Raw genomic sequence first — 17,874 nt, 5'->3', positions numbered from 1 at the left:
ATGTGAGGTGTCACGTTAATGATTTAGAAAACATTTCCTCATTCCGAAATCAGGAGAAGATAATATGTCAGATAAACTTACTTTAAAAAGAGAATTATCGTTGTCTCATGTCGTGACCATGGGTTTATCCTGGATGTCTCCCATGATTTTCTTCACCAGCTTTGGCGTTCTTCATGAAGGGTCAAAGGGTATGCTGCTTGCTGCATATATACTTGCATTTATCGCCATACTTTTCACCGCGCTTAGTTATGCCCAGATGTCCAAGGCATTCCCTGTGTCAGGCTCGGCTTACACCTATGTAACGAAGTCCATGAACCCCTTCATCGGCTTCCTCGTCGGCTGGGCGATACTGCTCGATTATCTCTTCTCCTGTATCATCGCGGTACTCATGTTTGGCATTAATCTTCATGCCCAGTTCACCTCAATTCCCTCTTTTGTCTGGATCCTGTTGTGTACCCTTATCGTAATGATCATTAATATTGTGGGGATCAAAACTTCGGCTAACGTCAGCAAAGTATTTGTACTAATGCAGATTGTTTTCATTGCCGGCTTCTGCGCCCTGCTTGTATATAGAGCGCTTCAAGATGGATTTACTGCCGGCTGGAACCCGTTAGCTGTGAAGGAAGGTGTACCGTTTTCGACAATTCTCGCCGGGGCTTCACTGGTCTGCTTTTCTTTCCTCGGTTTTGATTCCATTACCACAATGACTGAGGAAACCAAACATCCCAAGAAAACCATCCCCCGCGCCATTCTGATCATTGTGCTGATGGCAGGTGTGATGTACTTCATCACGGCTTATCTGATTCAGCAGATGTACCCGTCCATTAAATCAAGCAATGTGGATTCTGCCGGCTTTGAACTGATGCAAGTGATTGGCGGTCCCATACTTTCCTCCATCTTCACGTTTGTGATCATTTTCTCCGTACTTGCCCAAGGCATGTCCTCTATGACAACCGTAACCCGATTGATGTTTGTAATGGGAAGAACGTCTTTGTTACCACGTGTATTTGCATCTATTCACCCGAAATACCGCACGCCGGCGTTCAACATTACACTCATGAGCGTCATTTCATTATCCGCCATGTTCATTAGTCTGGGGACGGCGATCAAATTCGTTAATTTTGGCGCATTAACCGCTTTTCTGTTCGTTAATCTGTCGGTCATTTTCCACTATATTATTCATAAAAAGCAGCGCGCTTCTCGGGATCTGTTCATACGTTTGCTTTGTCCGTTAGTCGGTGCAGGATTTGTACTTTATCTCATCATGTTACTCGACCTTTCCTCATTGATGCTGGGTGCAGGATGGATTGCAGCAGGATTAATCTACTACACCATCAAGCGAGTGAAATCAGCCAGCGTGAGTGTCGCCAAGGTGGATGAAGCAGTCTAAACAGATTAGAATAGAGTTAGTGTTGGGAGTATTAATCAGTCATTCAACCCTTTGCCCTCCATAATAGGCTGCATACATTTTTCAATGCGAGATGTCTTGGTCTTGGATTGTTTTGGCTGTGAAAAGTGATATAGATACGCCCGTTGGCGTCCAGGGGTTAGCGCTTCAAATGCCTCCTGGAAGGCAGGATTTGCATCGAATTGTTGTTGAAGTTCCTCTGGAACAGCGAATTGTTCTACTTCCTTTTTCTCCACTTTCAATCCGGCTTGTTCCACTTCAATCGCTTCCCGAATGTAAGCTTTCAGAATTTCTTCCTGTTCAATAATCTGCTCCAGGTTGGTGAAACGAATCTGGCGACCTCCCTGCACATTATTCGTTTGCTGAATCAGAATACCATGCGGGTCTTTGAGCAGAGAGCCTTTGAGAAACATGATCGCACAATACTCCTTGAAGCCATGAATCAGCACTACGTTTTTCCCTTTTACCGTGTAACACGGATGCATCCATTTGTAATCTTCGGTCAGGTCACAATCCAGGATGATCTCTCTCAGCTTCACAGATTCATCCTTCCACGTTTTGATTTTGCTTAGATACGCATCTACTTTGGGATTGGTATTCTGGACTGCCACAGGTATCTTCCTCTCGTCTGCTTAATCACGACTAATTAGTCCTCGTACACTCAAATCAACAAGCACATACCATAAAAATGTAACAAGAAGCTCACTTTCCTCTGAAGCATACTCATGGCAATGATCAATAATTACAATCCACTTAGCCCCAGCAGTCCGTAAATCAAAATCATTATCATAAGACAACATATTTATTAATGAACCCACGGTGAATAGGGGAAATACATCTTTCTCTGCTACTCTTCTTCCACCATTATAGATAATAGTCCAACTGTCATAATGTTCCTCGATCTCTTCTACAACATACATTTTATCGTCGTAAGGAGTAATAATAAAAAAAAGGTCTCCTACCCTTATGCTATATTTAACAGACCGTAACACACTTCTTACCTCATGAGACTCATATTCAAAAACATCCTGAGCCGTTAATACATCCGGATCATAACGCATAAACTGACAACTCCTTTGAAGTATTACTACTTCATTCGACAACGCTTAACCATCCCCTTCTTTCTGTCCCGAACTCAATCAAGGACAATTCACTCCAATCCGTACTAGTTATTAAATTCACTTTCCCAGATTCATTTTCAAGCGATCCAGCTGTAACAAATGATGTTTGTAGTGCATTTCGATCAAGTGGAACCACTCATGAGCATTTAGCGCTCCAAGACGGGGGTGAGGCACTTTAGAGCCTGTGGCCGATTCTTCTAGCGCAAGAACAGAAGCTGTACTTCGCATCCGATCCACAACCTGCTGAAGCCCCTGGGCCAGTTGTTCCTTACTTTCGGGTTGCAATGGTGTATATTGCGAAGAAGCAGGTACTTTAACCCGAACAGGAGGGAATTGTTCTGCCTCGAATACCTGACTGCCCAGTTCTGTTTTTTCAGCATCAAAATCTACTGTGTTCTCATTCTTGGCCAAACCATGCTCGATGTTACGCAATTGCATGAACAGCGCCGATTGAATCAAATGCATGTACATCTGCCCGATCGACCATTCCTCTTCATCCTCTTTTCGTAGTAACTCATCCATATTCAAAAGATTTAATTCTGCTACATACCTCTCTACTGTAGTCTCGAAAGATTGTAATATTTCATTTGTGCTCTTCATCCTACAAACAACTCCTCTTCATCTTGATTAATTCCAGTATAAAAAAGCACTACTGACAAGGGTATGTCAGTAGTGCTTCAAGATATTTGTCGCCATCTCCCGCATACCAGCACGCAGTGATTCCGGCTCCATCACTTCGATATCTCCACCTAGGCCAAGTAGATGAGGCAGGATTTCCTCAGGATAGCGGACACGAAAGTGGAAATGAATGCCGTCCTCTTGATCTTCCACGTGATCGATATAAAAATGAAGTGCCTCCATCATTTTGTCAGCAACTTCTGATTTTGCTCGAACAATCACATGTTCGCTACGATCTTCCGGCGGCTGATATCGATTCAGATCAAAATCTGGCGGCAGACTAAATTTCTCTTCCAGAACAGAAAGCTCAGACATGCGTGATAAACGAAAATGACGAATGTCTTGCCGCAAATCACACCTTCCGATCAACACCCAATTTTCCCTCACCAAGGTGAGCCCGTAGGGAGACACCACACGCTGATTCGAGCGTTTCCCATCCGCTCCCGGCATTTTTTTCAGATACATCAAGCTGATTTTGCGTTGCTCCAGAATGGCATTACGTATATCGTTAAGGTAACTTCTCACCATCCCGGTTGTATCAGGCCCCATCGGATGAAGCACACGCATCGTTTCCTGTACACGTGTGGACTGTTTGCGAACAGCTTCTGGTAAAATCGCTTCAATCTTACGCTGTGCAGACTTAGCCTGAATACCATACGCGGTATCCCATCTCTGTTCGATAAACTTCGCTCCCATGAGCAGCGACACGGCTTCCTCCGCAGTAAAACTAACCGGGGGAAGAAAGTATCCATCCATCAGAGAGTACCCATGACCCGGTGCACCTGCAATAGGCACTCCAGCCTCGCTTAATGCTTGAATGTCACGATATATTGTACGAACACTTGTCTCAAACTGAGCGGCCAGATCCTCCGCCCTGATCAGTTTTGTTCGTTGTAGTTCCAAGGTAATGGCGAGCTGTCGCTCTGTTTTGTTCATGTTAACTCAGTCCCCTATGGTTTACTTCCATGCTTCCGGTACATGTTTAATCATATCATGGATGAAACCATCGTTGCCGTAAACGGCTACAACAAGGTATTCATTTGGTAAAGAAAAAAGAGAATGTCAAAAATCTAGCAAAATTTTCACCTCTATCTCTTCCGGTTATACCTCCTACTCCCCCCACCAGCCAATCCCCATTCAACCTCAAACTTCTTAATTTTGATGACCGCTCTCATACTTTTAAGCGAAGCCTCTGACATGCCACTCTGCGAAATTTCCAAGTACTCCAGTTTTGGAAACTGTGTAAGCAAAAATTCCCAGTCTTCCGTAAGCACTCCCTCAATGCGCAAGTTGAGAAGCTCCGGTAAAGCTAACAAATGAATATTCTTGATCGGGTTATGACTCAATATCAAATTACGTAATTTCTTGAGCTGATTAAGTGGCGTGATATCCTCTATCTGGTTATAATCAGCTCTGATCCAGTCTAGATGAGGAAATGTCAACAATGGAGACAAGTCGACCAGCTTGTTATTCTCAATGTTAATAGTTTCCAGATTAGAAAGATGGGTCAGCCTGGTCAATTCCGATATACTGTTCAATTTCATATTGTTGATACATAATGTTTCGACACTCTCAGGCAGATAACAGAGTTCTGCAAGATCAAAATCCGGATTTTCTTCCACACTGTAACTTCGCAGATTTTTGGCATACTGAATGCCATCCAGATGATACACTGGTCCTTTGAAGTAATAGCTGATGATATCTTTCAATTCCAGCAGGTTCATATCCGTCAAATCTTCTTTAAACACTTGAAGCTTAGACCGAATAGCCTGTTCCAAGTGTTCGTCCTTGAAAGAAACCTTGTTCCCTCTAGGCCCGTGAACCTTGTAAGAAACTTCTGCATAATATTCCTGTTTCACTCTCTCCAGTTCAGTAGCCTCATATACGTACCATTGCCACACTAAATAGATCGGCGGGATATGTGTTAGACTTATCCACTGAATTGATTCATTATCAAGTATTTTCCCAATCAGAAACTGGCCGCTACTCTGTATTAAAATGTGATCATCATGACGACAAATATTTCCTGATTCAACGATGCTTCTCGCCGTTTCATAAGACACCTGCTGCCTTGCAGCAATGTCTGCATAATATGTATCATAAGCCTTTAGACGTTCTTTTTGCATATCTTCTGTGTTTTCTGTATCCCATAGCTCAATAAATTCAAAAGTCTTAAGTTTATTTTCCTCCACCACTTGTTTAAATGTATCTGTGGCATAAAATTGAAGGTGATGATGCTGCGGTAAACAAAACAAGTGTGCATCTGTTTCAATACGCTCCGGCAGAATATGTACGTATTCTGAGAAAAAACCGTATCCCGTCTTTCGCTCAATAGGATTACTCATATCAATAAAATCTTGTATCCGGTTCACCTTAACAGCGAACATCTCTTGTTCAGCGTGGATTAATGGGAGAAATTCGACATCCATTCCGATTAACGGTGTGAGAATCTCCTTTGCTTTTTTTGAGAAAACCAGAAAGGTAATCGAGTATTTAATGCAATCACTTTTGTTACCCTTTCGCTGCGTTACAAAGACTGGCGGTTCCCAATGCTCGTTCTTTCCCTTAATATAAGCCTCCATCCTGTCACTATCCCGATCATAAGATTCAAGCCCAATTCTCATCGCCTTATGTGAAGGCACAACCATCCAAATTTTAATGATCTTCAACCCCCAACGGAAGTATTGTGATTCTTGTTTATATATCGGTTGGTTTTATCAATGAGCTAAGTGTTCAACAGCACTTGTTACCCTGACTTTGGTATGATCAGAACGGAAGTAGTACAAGAATACTCTCGATCCTTCTACAATTCCTCTTCCTCTAATACATACTGGTGAGAGAAAATTAGCTAAACCAGACATAAAATCATCCTACTGGAGGTCAGCAAATGAAGAAAAAACGCTGGATTGTAAGTGTAATTCTTATGCTTTTCATCAGCATACTACTCCTGAGCGAATTCATGATGTTGTCTTCCGAAAAGGTTGGCCTGATCAATACAACCTACCGATTCATCTCAGATGCACCTCATATTAGCACGCAAGGGCAGACCCTGTCTTATCAAGGAAGAATGCATGCAGAGGACATTCTGGACAGCATAGAAGCATATTCGACAAGTGATGACGGAATAACTTTATACAAAGCCATCGGCACCCCTGTACCACCTCCATGGATTTATGTTAAATATGAGAATAATACCGTTTTTCGTTACAAATACCCTCATCTCCCCTGGAAAATGTAAACGATAAAAGAGCCCTTCGGATTACATCTGAAAGGCTTTCGTCTCGTACACAGGCTCACTGGATAGGCGACATACTACATAAATTCTACTGTATTAGCCTAGGTATACGCCTCCCCGTCCCACTCAACTTTTCTAACGTCATTCTACAAATCCTACTTTATAACCTCACCCAGACTTAACCCTTTTTATCATAGCAACGCGTTCTTTATTTTTGTGAATTAAACCTTATTCATAATGTACGTATTGCATTCCTGCCCAAAATCGGCCTGTACCTTCCACATAAATTTTTTTCGACTCAATATATTGATTAGAGTGGAATTTATGATGAAGGGTGTGAAAATAGTGGCTTTCATTGAAAGATATGTAATCAATGATACCGGTGCTATTACTTTTACAGGAAATACGCTGGGGCTAAGTCGATCCAATACCGTTGGTGTTCCGGGTACGGTGGACAGTATTGGTGCTTATATTATCACGGATACCAGCATACAATTTGGCTCTTATCCCCTTGGAACAACTAATCTTTTTCAAAACAATAGCTCCGCTGCCATTCTGAATTTGCCTGCAGGCAGCACCGTTCTCTATGCCGAATTAATCTGGGGTGGAACGTATATTGATAATCAGGAGAACAATTCGGCGTTTATTAACAAAGATGTCATTCTAACAACGCCTGTAGGTGTAACCACCGTCTCTCCCGATCCAGCCACAGCTAGAGAAGTTTTACTATCAACGGCATCTGGATTTCCACGAACCTTCGCTTACGTAAGGTCATCCGACGTTACCGATTTGATTCGAGCCGGAGGTGGGGGTACCTATGTCACAGGTGGTGTTGTAGGGACACTGTCTATACCGGACCCTAATTCCAATCATGCGGGTTGGACTCTTGGCGTTATTTATCGTAACCCCTCTCTTCCCCTGCGTAATCTATCGATTCGAGTAGGAGCCGAGGTTATTCTTGCCACATCAGGTCCTGTTACTACACCGATCGAGGGCTTCGCGACCCCCTTCTCTGGTCCCTTAGCAGGCAGAGCCTTACTCGGAGCACAAGAGGGAGATGCAAGAATAACAGGAGATCAAGCCCTCTTTGGTCCTACGGTGTCAAATCTCACGGCGTTATCCGGTCCTAACAATTTTGCTACCAATTTCTTCGCTTCCCAGATCAACGGAGACACCGGGGCACTCGACACCACGGGCACCTTTGGCAATCGGAACCAGATTAACGGTACACCGGGTACAGATATTGTTGGTGGACGTCAAGGCTGGGATATTACAAATGTAGATGTGAGCAGTACTTTAAGAAACACCCAGACTTCAGCTTTATTGCGTCTGACCACATCGGGTGACGGTTATTTGGTCGATTCCTTTGCGCTGCAGATCAATATTAATACTCCTGTGATCACTGCTACGAAAACAGCAAGTGAAGAGGACGCCATTGTTGGAGATATTATTACGTATTCAGTTCTTGTAGAGAACACCTCCGCTTCGAACGCTACGGACGTAGTTGTGTTCGACAATATTCCAAGGGGAAGCTCGTTTATCCCTGACAGTGTGGCGATTGACGGTGTCTCCCAGCCAGGAACTGAACCCATAACCGGCATTTTCGTCGGTAATCTTCCGGCAGGAACCTCGGTCGTCGTTACATTTCAGGTGCAGGTAACCTCATTGCCTACGCCACCTCGTCTGTTTGACCAGGCGAAAGTAGGTTATACAGCTCCTACCGTTCCGGATGGCCCCATCATCTCCAATGAGGCTCCGTCTAATGCGGTCACTATCCCCGTCTTTCAACCGGACATCACGATTGTGAAAAGCGCAGATACAGCCAATGCACTAGTTGGCAGCACGGTTACGTACACGCTGGTCGTAACGAATGTCGGAAATATTGATGCGGTCACCACAGTAACTGACCCGATTCCGGAAGGCTCCAGCTTTGTACCTGGGAGCGTTACGGTTAACGGGACTGTGCAGCCCGCAGATGATCCCGTTGCTGGAATCAATGTTGGAAATGTCGCCATTGGTGATACGGTAACCGTCACATTCCAGGTACTGGTGAATGGACTGCTCCGCGGGTTTGATTTAACGAATCAGGGTACGGCCAACTATTCGTCTCAACTGCCTGATGGGCGTGTGATTACAGACACATCCGTTTCCAACATCGTAACAGTGACTGTATCCACTCCGCTGGTTAGTGTCACCAAAACAGCCAATACCATTGATGCTGTTGTTGGAGATATACTAACCTACACCGTTGTTATTACAAATTCAGACACTAATCCAATTGACAACGTTATATTTGCAGATGCCATTCCAACCGGATCGGCATTTATTCCAAGCAGTGTAACCATTGATGGAATTGTGCAGCCGACAGCAGATCCGGTCACAGGAGTTAGTCTTGGGACTATTGATCCTAGTATATCTGTCACCGTCACATTCAGCACTGACGTTATTACTTTACCTGAGCCACCCGAGCTGGCTGATCAGGCACAGGTTACATTTACGAGTGGACCGTTCGAGCAAGCATCCTTCTCTGATCCTTTGGTAATCCCTGTATATCAGCCCATCATTACAACAGTTAAAAGCTCCGATCCTACCTTTGCTACTGTCGGTCAGACGGTGACATACCAATTCAATGTCACGAATTCCGGCAATATTGCCGCAGTCTCGACACTGACAGATGTAATTCCTCCTGATGCTGCCTTTGTACCGGGAACTGTGATATCTAATGGCATTCCATTGCCCGCAGCTGATCCTAATGTTGGCATTCCGTTAGGAACGCTGGCTCCGGAAGAATCCCTGTTCGTTACGTTTCAAATCATCGTGAATACACTGCCTGCCAATCAGCTGTTAACCAATCAGGCAGCAACGGATTATACATTTAGTCCACCGGATGGCCGGGTCATTTCGGGAAGCTCCCCATCCAATGAGATCATTATACCAATATCTGCCCCGGACCCGATTGTAACCAAAAGCACTGATGTGATCGATGCTGTGGACGGAGATGTGATCACTTACACCGTTATTATCGACAATATTGAAAGCTTCGTAGTCAATAATGTTATTTTTACAGACTCGATTTCAGCCGGCTCCGTACTTGTTCCAGATAGTGTAACCCTGGATGGGTCAGTCATTCCGGGAGCTAATCCTTCCGTCGGTATTAATATCGGCAGCATTCCCGGCAATAGCCAGGTTGTCGTTACCTTTCAGGTCAGTGTTACCGATCTGCCCGTGCCTCTGCCCAATCCTTTTAACTTGATAGACCAGGCAACCATCAATTTTACTGTTGGAACAACCGCTATCGAGAACTTGTCCAATATCGTGACCATCCCCGTATATAGTTCAATAATTACGATCGAGAAATCCGCTTCCGAATCCATTGCAGTTGTGGGAGATACCATTACTTACTCTTTACTCATCACCAACACAGGGAATCTGAATGCAGATGTCATATTGTTTGACCCGCTTCCGCCGGGAGAGACGTTTGTGCAAAACAGTGTATTCATTAACGGCAATCGTTGGAGCGGAACCAGTCCCTTGACAGGCATTATTCTAGGTACGATATCTCGTGAATTCCCTGTAAATGTCACCTTCCAGGCTGCAGTCACTTCACTTCCTGATCCGCCTGTGCTGAACAATCAAACCAGAGCTGACTATATTGCTCTTCTGCCAGACGGCCGCATCCTCAGTGACAGTGTATTATCCAATATTGTCTCGATCCCGGTTACGGCTGATAATATTATATCCGTAGTGAAATCAACGCCTGCCCAGCATGTTCAGATTGGGGAAACCATCATCTATACGATTTTGATCCAAAATAATGTATCAACACCAATTATAGATGTTGTGCTTACGGACCCGATCCCGGCCGGTACCACATTCGTTGCCGGAAGTGTTGCCATAGATGGCACGGTTATCCCCGACGCCGATCCGGCTGCAGGCATAGCGATCAGTTCAATCATGCAAAATGACACCGTCAGTGTCACTTTCCAAATTATTGTTAATGAAATTGTTCTTAACGAGCCTGTGCCTGTCCTTGTAACCAATCAGGCCCAAGTTCAATTCACTTCAGGAAATTTCACAGACACCGTGCAGACCAATCCAGTGACAACACCTGTGGATATTCCGGGTATCACAATTGTCAAAGCGGCAAGCTCTCAGAATGTACAGTTTGGAGATACGGTTCAGTATCTGTTTACCGTCAGTAATTCAGGGCAGATTCCAGCTCAGGTGACCTTGTTCGATACACTGTCTTCCAATACGGCCTTTGTAGAGGGCAGTGTCGTATCCAATGGCATCGGTTTGCCTTCAGCAAATCCGATTACCGGCATTCCTTTGGGAACAATTGCTCCGGGGCAGCAGATTGAAGTAGCCTTCTCGGTGACTCTTACCTCCATACCTCCGAATCTGGAGATTATAAATCAAGCGACTGCAACCTTTACTTTCCTTACCGCAGACGGAAGAACACTCACAGACAACTCACAATCGAATCCAATAATCCTCTATGTAAATAATCCCAATGTATCTATTAACAAAACGACGAACAGACCTGATGCCTTACCTGGCGATGTCATTACCTATACCATACTTATACGCAACAATAATCAATCGCTTATAAGTTCCGTTATATTAACTGATTCAATTCCCCCAGGGACATCCTTGGTAACAGGCAGTGTTGTCGTTAACGGAGTAGCCGCCCCGTCAGGAAACCCTGCGAATGGAATCAATCTTGGTATCATTCCGCCAGGAGGCACTGTGACCGTGTCCTTTCAAGTCAGCGTGAACGCGAGCACGACTCTTTCACCGATTATCAATCAGGCGAAACTTCGCTATGCGTTGGGACAGACGGTTTTTACCATCCAATCCAATCCGGTCAGCGTGCTCGTGACGTCCACTTCGACTATACAGATTACGCTTCAAAAAGCAGCAGACAAAACTTCGGTTGTTGTAGGCGACACCATCACATATCAAGCCGCCGTTACCAATACAGGAAATACAATCGTTCAGGTTACGATCACCGATCCGATTCCGGCTGGAACCCGATTTGTTGAAGGAAGTGTACGATTGAATGGACAGCCGCTTGCTGGAGCCAATCCGGCTGCAGGCATCTTCATTGCATCCCTTCAGCCCGGTGGGATAGCTAATGTGACGTTCCAGGTCATTGTAATCAATCAGCCTGTGAGCGGAAATATCATTAATCAATTCACAGCTGTATTTCAGGGCCAGGGCCAAACCGTAACAGGGTCGCTTCAATCCAATACTGTGGTGATATCAAGCCGATTGCCTCAACTAACGATTGTGAAAAGTGTGAACAAACCAGAAGTCGAGGTCAACACTCACCTGCGTTATAAAATTCTCATTCAGAACGAAAGTTCATTATCTGCAACCGAGGTGACGTTAAGGGATATCATTCAAGCAGAATCTGTTTTTATCGCGGGAAGTATAGTGGTAAACGGGCAACTCAAGCCGGATGCTGACATTACCCAAGGTCTGTCACTGGGGACCATTCCCCCAAGTGAAACCGTTGACGTTCAATTTAATGTGTTGGTTCATAGCATATCTGAGAACTACAGGCTGGTGAATCAGGCTTCACTTCAATTCTATTTTGCTCTGCCCAATGGTAGCCTACTGCCTTCGTTTCTGTCCTCCAATAAAACAGATGTCGAGATTACAGAACAGGAGGAATAGGATTTTCTGCGGCTGAATGATGTCTAATTTTCTCCACTAGCACTGAACGCTAAAAGGCCATTCCTTCTGGGGAACAGCCCTTTAGCGTTCAGACATTTTATGAAAGACTGCACCTTTAATTTTTCCAACGACCTCAGCTCAACCAAATCGGCCGCTGATATAATCCTGTGTGCGCGCATCGACGGGTTCGGAGAACATACTTTTCGTAGCTGAATATTCTATAACCTCGCCATTCAGGAAAAACACGGTCTGTTGGGAAACACGAGCGGCTTGTTGCATATTATGTGTAACCATCACGATGGTGTAACGTTCCTTCAATTCATGCGTCAATTCCTCAATCTTGAAGGTGGAGACCGGATCAAGAGAGGCTGTCGCTTCATCCATCAGCAGAATATCCGGTTCGACCGCTAGAGCACGAGCGATGCATAGACGCTGCTGCTGTCCACCTGACAAACTAAGCGCCGAGCGCTTCAGATTGTCCTTCACTTCGTCCCAGAGAGCGGCGGAACGCAGGCTGCGTTCAACGATCTCATCGAGCTTTTTTTTGCCATGAATCCCGTGCTGTCTTGGTCCGAACGCAATATTGTCATAGATCGATTTCGGAAAAGGATTCGGTGACTGGAAGACCATGCCGATCTTCTTGCGCAGTGTCTCTACATGCACGTCACCACTGTAAATATCTGTTCCACCAACAGCCACGGTTCCCTCAATTCGCGTGCCAGGTATCCGGTCATTCATACGGTTCAGGGTGCGCAGCAAGGTGGATTTGCCACAGCCGGATGGACCGATAAATGCCGTAACGGCACGTTCCGGGATTTCAATAGAAACGTCTTTCAATGCTTGAAAGGTACCGTAAAATAAGTTCAGCTTCTTCGTTTCAATAATCGATTGCACCATGTGTCCTCCTGGCGATGAATTAAAATATACTATTTTTGCATCGAGTGCTGTAAACCGATTGTTTAGATTATCGTGCTCTTTGCGGTTCAGTTCTGTCATGATCAGTTCTAGAACATACGCCGTATCCTTATCCTGAGCCCGAATCTAGCAGATATAACAGGTTTGCCCGCACAGACTTTAGTTCTACGTTACATTTGATTTTTACGAGAATTAAACCATAGTGGCACACGGAACAAAATATTGATCAGCAACACGACAAAGATCAGCACCGCCGTAGATTTCTGGGCAATCTGCTCCGCATCCGGCACAATGGCCTCGGACTGGATATACCACAGATGCACCGCCAGCGTTCCGCCTGGCGATAACAGATTGAAATCCCACATCTCGCCGGACGTGGATACACCCGCAGTCAGAATAATAACGGCACTTTCGCCAAAAGCACGGCCTGCGGTCAGACAGATGCCTGTCATGATTCCGTTCAGCGCAACGGGAAGAACCACCTGCCCAATCGTCTGCAGATGCGTTGCACCCAGTGCAAATGAACCATTGCGAAGCTCGGTTGGTACAGCACGAACCGATTCCTCTGTCACCCGGGTCAACACAGGCAAGTTCAGGAAGGCAAGGCTAACCGCGGCTCCAAGAATGGTCAGACCAATCTCGAAATACTCCACGAACAGTGCAATCCCGAACAAACCAAAAATAATCGATGGCACGGACGATAGTCCCTCCACGCAAATACGTACAACCTCAATCAGTTTGTTGTTTGGCGCAAATTCAGCCAGGTAAATGCCTGCTGCAAGTCCGATTGGAATCGAAATGAGAAGGGACAGAATCAACACGTAAAAAGAGTTAAAGAGTGCCGGGCCAATCCCTCCGCCCTCCTCAATCTCACTCGGTACACCGTACAGGAAATCCCAGCTGAGCATCGGCAACCCTTTTTGCAGCAACAGGAACAACAATCCCACAATAAATAAAATAACGATAATACCTACGCCCCACACCGTACCCGTAAACAGCCGATCCATCCATGCCGAGGATGCTCGCCGTTTGCCAAAGGAATACGCGGTACCCGGATGAACCTCTCTTTTCACACTCACAGGTGACGTCCCCCTCTCTTCTGCAGCATTCTCACGGCAACAATCATCAGGATGGAGATTGCCAGCAAAATAAAGCCCATCATATACAAGCCATGATTCCAGATCGAATCGAATTCTACACTGGAGATTTGCATCACAATGTTACTGGTCAGCACGGCGGTTGGTGTGAACAGACTCGTCGGCAGCTGCGCTGTATTCCCAATGACCATAACCACCGCCATCGTTTCACCAATGGCTCGTGTCATGCCCAGAATGACTGCATACATGATCCCGCCTCTTGCCGCAGGAAGCACAACCCGGGTAATCGTTTGAAACCGATTCGTACCGAGTGCATACGCCGCATCCCGGTATTTGTTCGGCACGGCGGAGATGGCATCATCACTAATTCGGCTAATTGTCGGCAGCACCATGATGGTGAGCACGATAGACGCCGCAAGCAGACCATCTGCCAGATCACGTCCACTCAAGTCTCTAAGCCATGGGATCAATACCGTCAAACCAAGATAACCGTATACGACGGACGGGATACCCACCAGCAGATCCAGCACCGGACGCAACAGGCGACGAAGCCATTTTGGTGTCATTTCCGCCAGAAATACAGCAATGATTACGGATAGAGGGATCGCCATCAGCATCGTAAGTCCAGTGAGAGCAAACGTACCCAGAATAAAGGTCAGCGCACCATAGTGCTCATTTTCCGGGTCCCAGTTCGTAGAGAAAAAGAATTCCTTCAGCGAGACGTCTGCAAAAGTGAGGACACCTGTGCGAAGCATAAGCACCAAAATACAGAACAGAACGAGGCAGACAAAGGCCGCACTGCTATTGCAGAGGATGCGAAACATGCGGTTAGACCACCGGAGCCGGGCTTTACGGTCAAAACGTCGTCTCTTCTCGGGCGCTTTGCCAAGACTTGAACCCAGCTCATTCGGAGCCGGGCTGTTCGCCGGTGGATTCATTTCCATCATAGAGGACTCTTCCTTTCACATAGAGAAGCCAGCTTGGCGACCACGCGCGGAAGCTGGCTATCCCTTTCTTATGGAATTGCAGGATGTTGAGTTGAAGTCTGATCAGCACCAGACTGAACGTTTTACTTAACGGCTGCCAGCGGAATGAATTTCAGCTTTTTCAGAGAACCGTTCTGGAATTTGTTGCTTTGGATGTATTCGATGAATGCTTTCGTTGCACCCGTTGGTTGACCTTTCGTCATGTAGTATCCGATACCCCATACTTTGTATGTTTTGTTCAGCACGTTTTTCTCTGTTGGAGCTACGCCATTGATGGATACAGCTTTCATTTTGCTTGTTACGTACGGCAGATCGATATAACCAATCGCGTTAGGCGTCGTTTCGATGGTCGTTTTCATGTCACCGCTCGAACCTACTTCTTTGTAGTTGTCACCTTTGCTCATGAAGTCTTTGCCATCGAGTGCTTTTTGTTGAAAGTTAACACGTGTACCTGATCCGAACTTACGGTTAACCACAACGATTTTACCGTCGGAACCGCCAACTTCTTTCCAGTTCGTTACTTTACCGGAGAAGATGTCTTGCAGTTGTTTGGTAGTCAGATTCGTTACACCTACGTTTGTATTTACTACCGCTGTAAACACGGTTACAGCTACCGGGTGAGCAACTTGTCCGTCGAATTTTTTGAAGCCAGGAACATCCTTGGATGCATCCCAGTCTACCGCGCCGATATCTGCGATGCCTTTACGAACAGATTGTGGGCCAGTGACGGAACCCGCAGCGGATGCCGAGATTTTAACTTTTGGATTGTCTTTCTTGAATTCACTTGCAGCTTGAAGCGTCAATGGAAGCAATGCGGAAGATCCATTGATGATAATTTTGCCTTTCTCCGTGCTTTTGGCAGCCGATGCTGTCATTGCACCACCAAGTCCTCCAACCAGGGATACAGCCATGAGCATCGCTGTGAACGGTTTGATCCATTTTTTCATTGTAAAAAGCTCCTCTCGAATTTCGCGGTTTATTATTCATTTCATTTTTTTAATTACGCTTATTCATTTTACTTACGCATCAAAATGTATGTTTTTACTTCGTTACAGCTTTCCAGCTGCCATCCGCTTGCACCAGTACTCGACCGTTCTCAACGACAGCAAGCTGTGAACCCTTCACAACGATGGACGATACGTCAGAGGATACCGTGTATAGCTTGGATTGTTGGCCGGTTAGCGTATCGATCGACAGAATCATGCTGTTCTTGTCATCCTGCGCAGCAAGCAGATACAAGTTACCGCCTGACAAAACGGCTTGTTCTACATCATGTTCGTTATACACCGTAACTGGTTTCTGGGATGCATCTACAGACATCAGTGCAGCATTACCATCCTCGGACGGTACACTCACGTAGTAGGCTTTCTGACCATCTGCAGAATAAATAAATACTTTATCATCCGTTGAAGTAGTTAACTTCACCGCCACCGGTTTGTCAGAACCGTTGTTATACGAAAATAACTGCTGTTGATTTGCCGAGAAATCAATGTCCACATTGTCTTCATCTACATTCGTCGAATCTGCGGTTACTTTACCCAGAGTAGTTACGGTATAGATGAATCGTTTGCCGCTCAGCGACACATTCAGGTTCTCTTTATAATCCACTTTATCTTCCACCAGTTTCTTGATGGAGCCGTCCGCCAGATTCAGGTTGGCAATCACCGAGCCTTTATCTCCTTGCAGGAAATAGATTGAACTCTCATCCGCAGACCAGACCAGTTCCGGTTTGATGCTTGTGTCCTTCGTAATGAGCTTGGAAGCCTTCGTTGTCAGGTCGATAACGTATACGGCTCCTTCTGCATTCGTATAGGCTGCTTGATTGCCGCTTGGGGACACAACGAGGTCTGAACCACCTTCAGTCGTTAACAACAGCTCATATTTTCCAGTGGCTGTATTCACGAGATAATCACTTCTGCCCTCATCGTCATTTTTGGAGACGATTAGCTCATTTGCTCCGGCAAAGCGCGGGTTCTCTGTACCTTCAATCAGAGCAATCGTGCTGACTTCAAGCTGACCGTTTTTCAAACCAACCGTTCCACCTACACCAGATACCAACGGACGAAGTGCAACATAGCTCACTCCTCCAATGATCGTAACCGGCTGGTTCAAATTTACCTTTGTACCGTCTACGACAAGTTGTTTGGACTTGTTTTGTAAGCTGACTGTGTGACCATTCCATTGAATCACCGTCGCCCCGTTTGCAACTTCAGCTTGAGCACCGATCGCTTGGATAACATCGCGAACCGCTACCAGGGTTTCTCCATTTTTCACAATGGAACGTACCATGACACTGTTACCGTTTATGGTAAACGTGGAGTTTTTCACCTGTGCTGCACTCGTACTAGCCGCAGGTTTTGCTGCAGGAGCAGCCGATACTGCACCAACCACAGAAGTTGTTAGCGCTGTGGCTACCATGGACACTACAAGCACTTTTTTCATTGACATTGGCTCTTGTCACCCTTCTTTTCTCCATATAATCTTGCCTGATGCTGCTGTGCCCTGCTTGGTATGCTTGCATGTATCGTCTATATGAGAGCTTGTTCGCCTCATCCCCCCAAACTATCCACGTTCATAGTAAAAATGACCTATCACGTTTGTAATTATAGGAGGGATTTGTAAACGGGAAATCTTGGAATTGTTAACGTAATGTCAATATTTCCATAAAAAAAAACGTGCCGGTGAAATGGTTTCATCCGGACACGTTCTATTCAACTATTGGATCGTATTATTGAATTCGTCTGATTGTATA

13 protein-coding genes are annotated in these 17,874 nt (G+C 45.5%); 3 read left to right on the top strand and 10 right to left on the bottom strand.

Annotated elements, in window-relative coordinates; genetic code table 11:
• Window positions 1-64 precede the first annotated feature (64 nt).
• Complete coding sequence (locus ABIE27_RS00975; RefSeq protein ID WP_123062773.1) at window positions 65-1,390, top strand: APC family permease; 1,326 nt, start codon at window positions 65-67, stop codon at window positions 1,388-1,390.
• Between the two features lie 35 nt (window positions 1,391-1,425).
• On the opposite strand, the gene ABIE27_RS00970 is transcribed toward ABIE27_RS00975, so the two are convergent.
• The 5 genes from ABIE27_RS00970 to ABIE27_RS00950 all read right to left on the bottom strand — a co-directional run bounded on the left by ABIE27_RS00970 (window position 1,426) and on the right by ABIE27_RS00950 (window position 5,636).
• A complete protein-coding gene (locus tag ABIE27_RS00970; RefSeq protein ID WP_429349709.1) occupies window positions 1,426-2,019 on the bottom strand; it encodes a YdeI/OmpD-associated family protein in 594 nt (197 codons plus the stop codon).
• Window positions 2,020-2,040: 21 nt separating this feature from the next.
• Window positions 2,041-2,469 carry a hypothetical protein gene (locus tag ABIE27_RS00965; RefSeq protein WP_429349708.1) on the bottom strand — a complete coding sequence of 143 codons (429 nt, stop codon included), beginning with the start codon at window positions 2,467-2,469 and terminating at the stop codon, window positions 2,041-2,043.
• Window positions 2,470-2,586: 117 nt separating this feature from the next.
• Window positions 2,587-3,129 (bottom strand): DinB family protein, encoded by a 543-nt coding sequence (locus ABIE27_RS00960; protein WP_429349707.1) that lies wholly within the window; start codon window positions 3,127-3,129, stop codon window positions 2,587-2,589.
• A gap of 66 nt (window positions 3,130-3,195) precedes the next feature.
• Window positions 3,196-4,143, bottom strand: a complete 948-nt coding sequence (locus tag ABIE27_RS00955; RefSeq protein WP_429349706.1) for a helix-turn-helix transcriptional regulator — start codon at window positions 4,141-4,143, stop codon at window positions 3,196-3,198.
• A gap of 152 nt (window positions 4,144-4,295) precedes the next feature.
• On the bottom strand, window positions 4,296-5,636 hold the full coding sequence (locus ABIE27_RS00950) for a leucine-rich repeat domain-containing protein (RefSeq protein WP_429349705.1): 1,341 nt from the start codon (window positions 5,634-5,636) through the stop codon (window positions 4,296-4,298).
• Window positions 5,637-6,094: 458 nt separating this feature from the next.
• On the opposite strand from ABIE27_RS00950, the gene ABIE27_RS00945 reads away from it, so the two are divergent.
• Window positions 6,095-6,445 (top strand): hypothetical protein, encoded by a 351-nt coding sequence (locus ABIE27_RS00945; RefSeq protein WP_429349704.1) that lies wholly within the window; start codon window positions 6,095-6,097, stop codon window positions 6,443-6,445.
• Between the two features lie 342 nt (window positions 6,446-6,787).
• Window positions 6,788-12,124: a DUF7507 domain-containing protein gene (locus ABIE27_RS00940; RefSeq protein WP_429349703.1), complete on the top strand. Its 5,337-nt coding sequence runs from the start codon at window positions 6,788-6,790 to the stop codon at window positions 12,122-12,124.
• Between the two features lie 138 nt (window positions 12,125-12,262).
• On the opposite strand, the gene pstB is transcribed toward ABIE27_RS00940, so the two are convergent.
• The 5 genes from pstB to ABIE27_RS00915 form a co-directional block, all read right to left on the bottom strand.
• Window positions 12,263-13,021: a phosphate ABC transporter ATP-binding protein PstB gene (gene pstB / locus ABIE27_RS00935; protein WP_429349974.1), complete on the bottom strand. Its 759-nt coding sequence runs from the start codon at window positions 13,019-13,021 to the stop codon at window positions 12,263-12,265.
• A 188-nt stretch (window positions 13,022-13,209) separates the two neighbouring features.
• The gene (gene pstA / locus ABIE27_RS00930) at window positions 13,210-14,118 is read right to left on the bottom strand and encodes a phosphate ABC transporter permease PstA (RefSeq protein ID WP_123062781.1); all 909 of its coding nucleotides are present in this window, start codon (window positions 14,116-14,118) and stop codon (window positions 13,210-13,212) included.
• Window positions 14,115-15,083 carry a phosphate ABC transporter permease subunit PstC gene (gene pstC, locus ABIE27_RS00925; protein ID WP_429349702.1) on the bottom strand — a complete coding sequence of 323 codons (969 nt, stop codon included), beginning with the start codon at window positions 15,081-15,083 and terminating at the stop codon, window positions 14,115-14,117. Before pstC ends, pstA begins: the two co-directional genes overlap by 4 nt.
• A 122-nt stretch (window positions 15,084-15,205) precedes the next feature.
• Window positions 15,206-16,069 carry a phosphate ABC transporter substrate-binding protein gene (locus ABIE27_RS00920; RefSeq protein ID WP_429349701.1) on the bottom strand — a complete coding sequence of 288 codons (864 nt, stop codon included), beginning with the start codon at window positions 16,067-16,069 and terminating at the stop codon, window positions 15,206-15,208.
• A gap of 94 nt (window positions 16,070-16,163) precedes the next feature.
• Window positions 16,164-17,564: a stalk domain-containing protein gene (locus ABIE27_RS00915; RefSeq protein WP_429349700.1), complete on the bottom strand. Its 1,401-nt coding sequence runs from the start codon at window positions 17,562-17,564 to the stop codon at window positions 16,164-16,166.
• Window positions 17,565-17,874: the final 310 nt, after the last annotated feature.

This window comes from Paenibacillus sp. 4624 (genome assembly GCF_050435065.1).
GTDB classification, from domain to species: domain Bacteria; phylum Bacillota; class Bacilli; order Paenibacillales; family Paenibacillaceae; genus Paenibacillus; species Paenibacillus amylolyticus_D.
The sequence above is the reverse complement of the archived record's forward strand: the minus strand, read 5'-3'. Positions and strand labels throughout refer to the sequence as shown.

Coding starts and splice junctions, on each gene's coding strand:
- ABIE27_RS00975 (WP_123062773.1), top strand. CDS start 65: ATGTCAGATAAACTTACTTTAAAAAGAGAATTATCGTTGTCTCATGTC.
- ABIE27_RS00965 (WP_429349708.1), bottom strand. CDS start 2,469: ATGCGTTATGATCCGGATGTATTAACGGCTCAGGATGTTTTTGAATAT.
- ABIE27_RS00960 (WP_429349707.1), bottom strand. CDS start 3,129: ATGAAGAGCACAAATGAAATATTACAATCTTTCGAGACTACAGTAGAG.
- ABIE27_RS00955 (WP_429349706.1), bottom strand. CDS start 4,143: ATGAACAAAACAGAGCGACAGCTCGCCATTACCTTGGAACTACAACGA.
- ABIE27_RS00950 (WP_429349705.1), bottom strand. CDS start 5,636: ATGGATGTCGAATTTCTCCCATTAATCCACGCTGAACAAGAGATGTTC.
- ABIE27_RS00945 (WP_429349704.1), top strand. CDS start 6,095: ATGAAGAAAAAACGCTGGATTGTAAGTGTAATTCTTATGCTTTTCATC.
- pstB (WP_429349974.1), bottom strand. CDS start 13,021: ATGGTGCAATCGATTATTGAAACGAAGAAGCTGAACTTATTTTACGGT.
- pstC (WP_429349702.1), bottom strand. CDS start 15,083: ATGATGGAAATGAATCCACCGGCGAACAGCCCGGCTCCGAATGAGCTG.
- ABIE27_RS00920 (WP_429349701.1), bottom strand. CDS start 16,069: ATGAAAAAATGGATCAAACCGTTCACAGCGATGCTCATGGCTGTATCC.
- ABIE27_RS00915 (WP_429349700.1), bottom strand. CDS start 17,564: ATGAAAAAAGTGCTTGTAGTGTCCATGGTAGCCACAGCGCTAACAACT.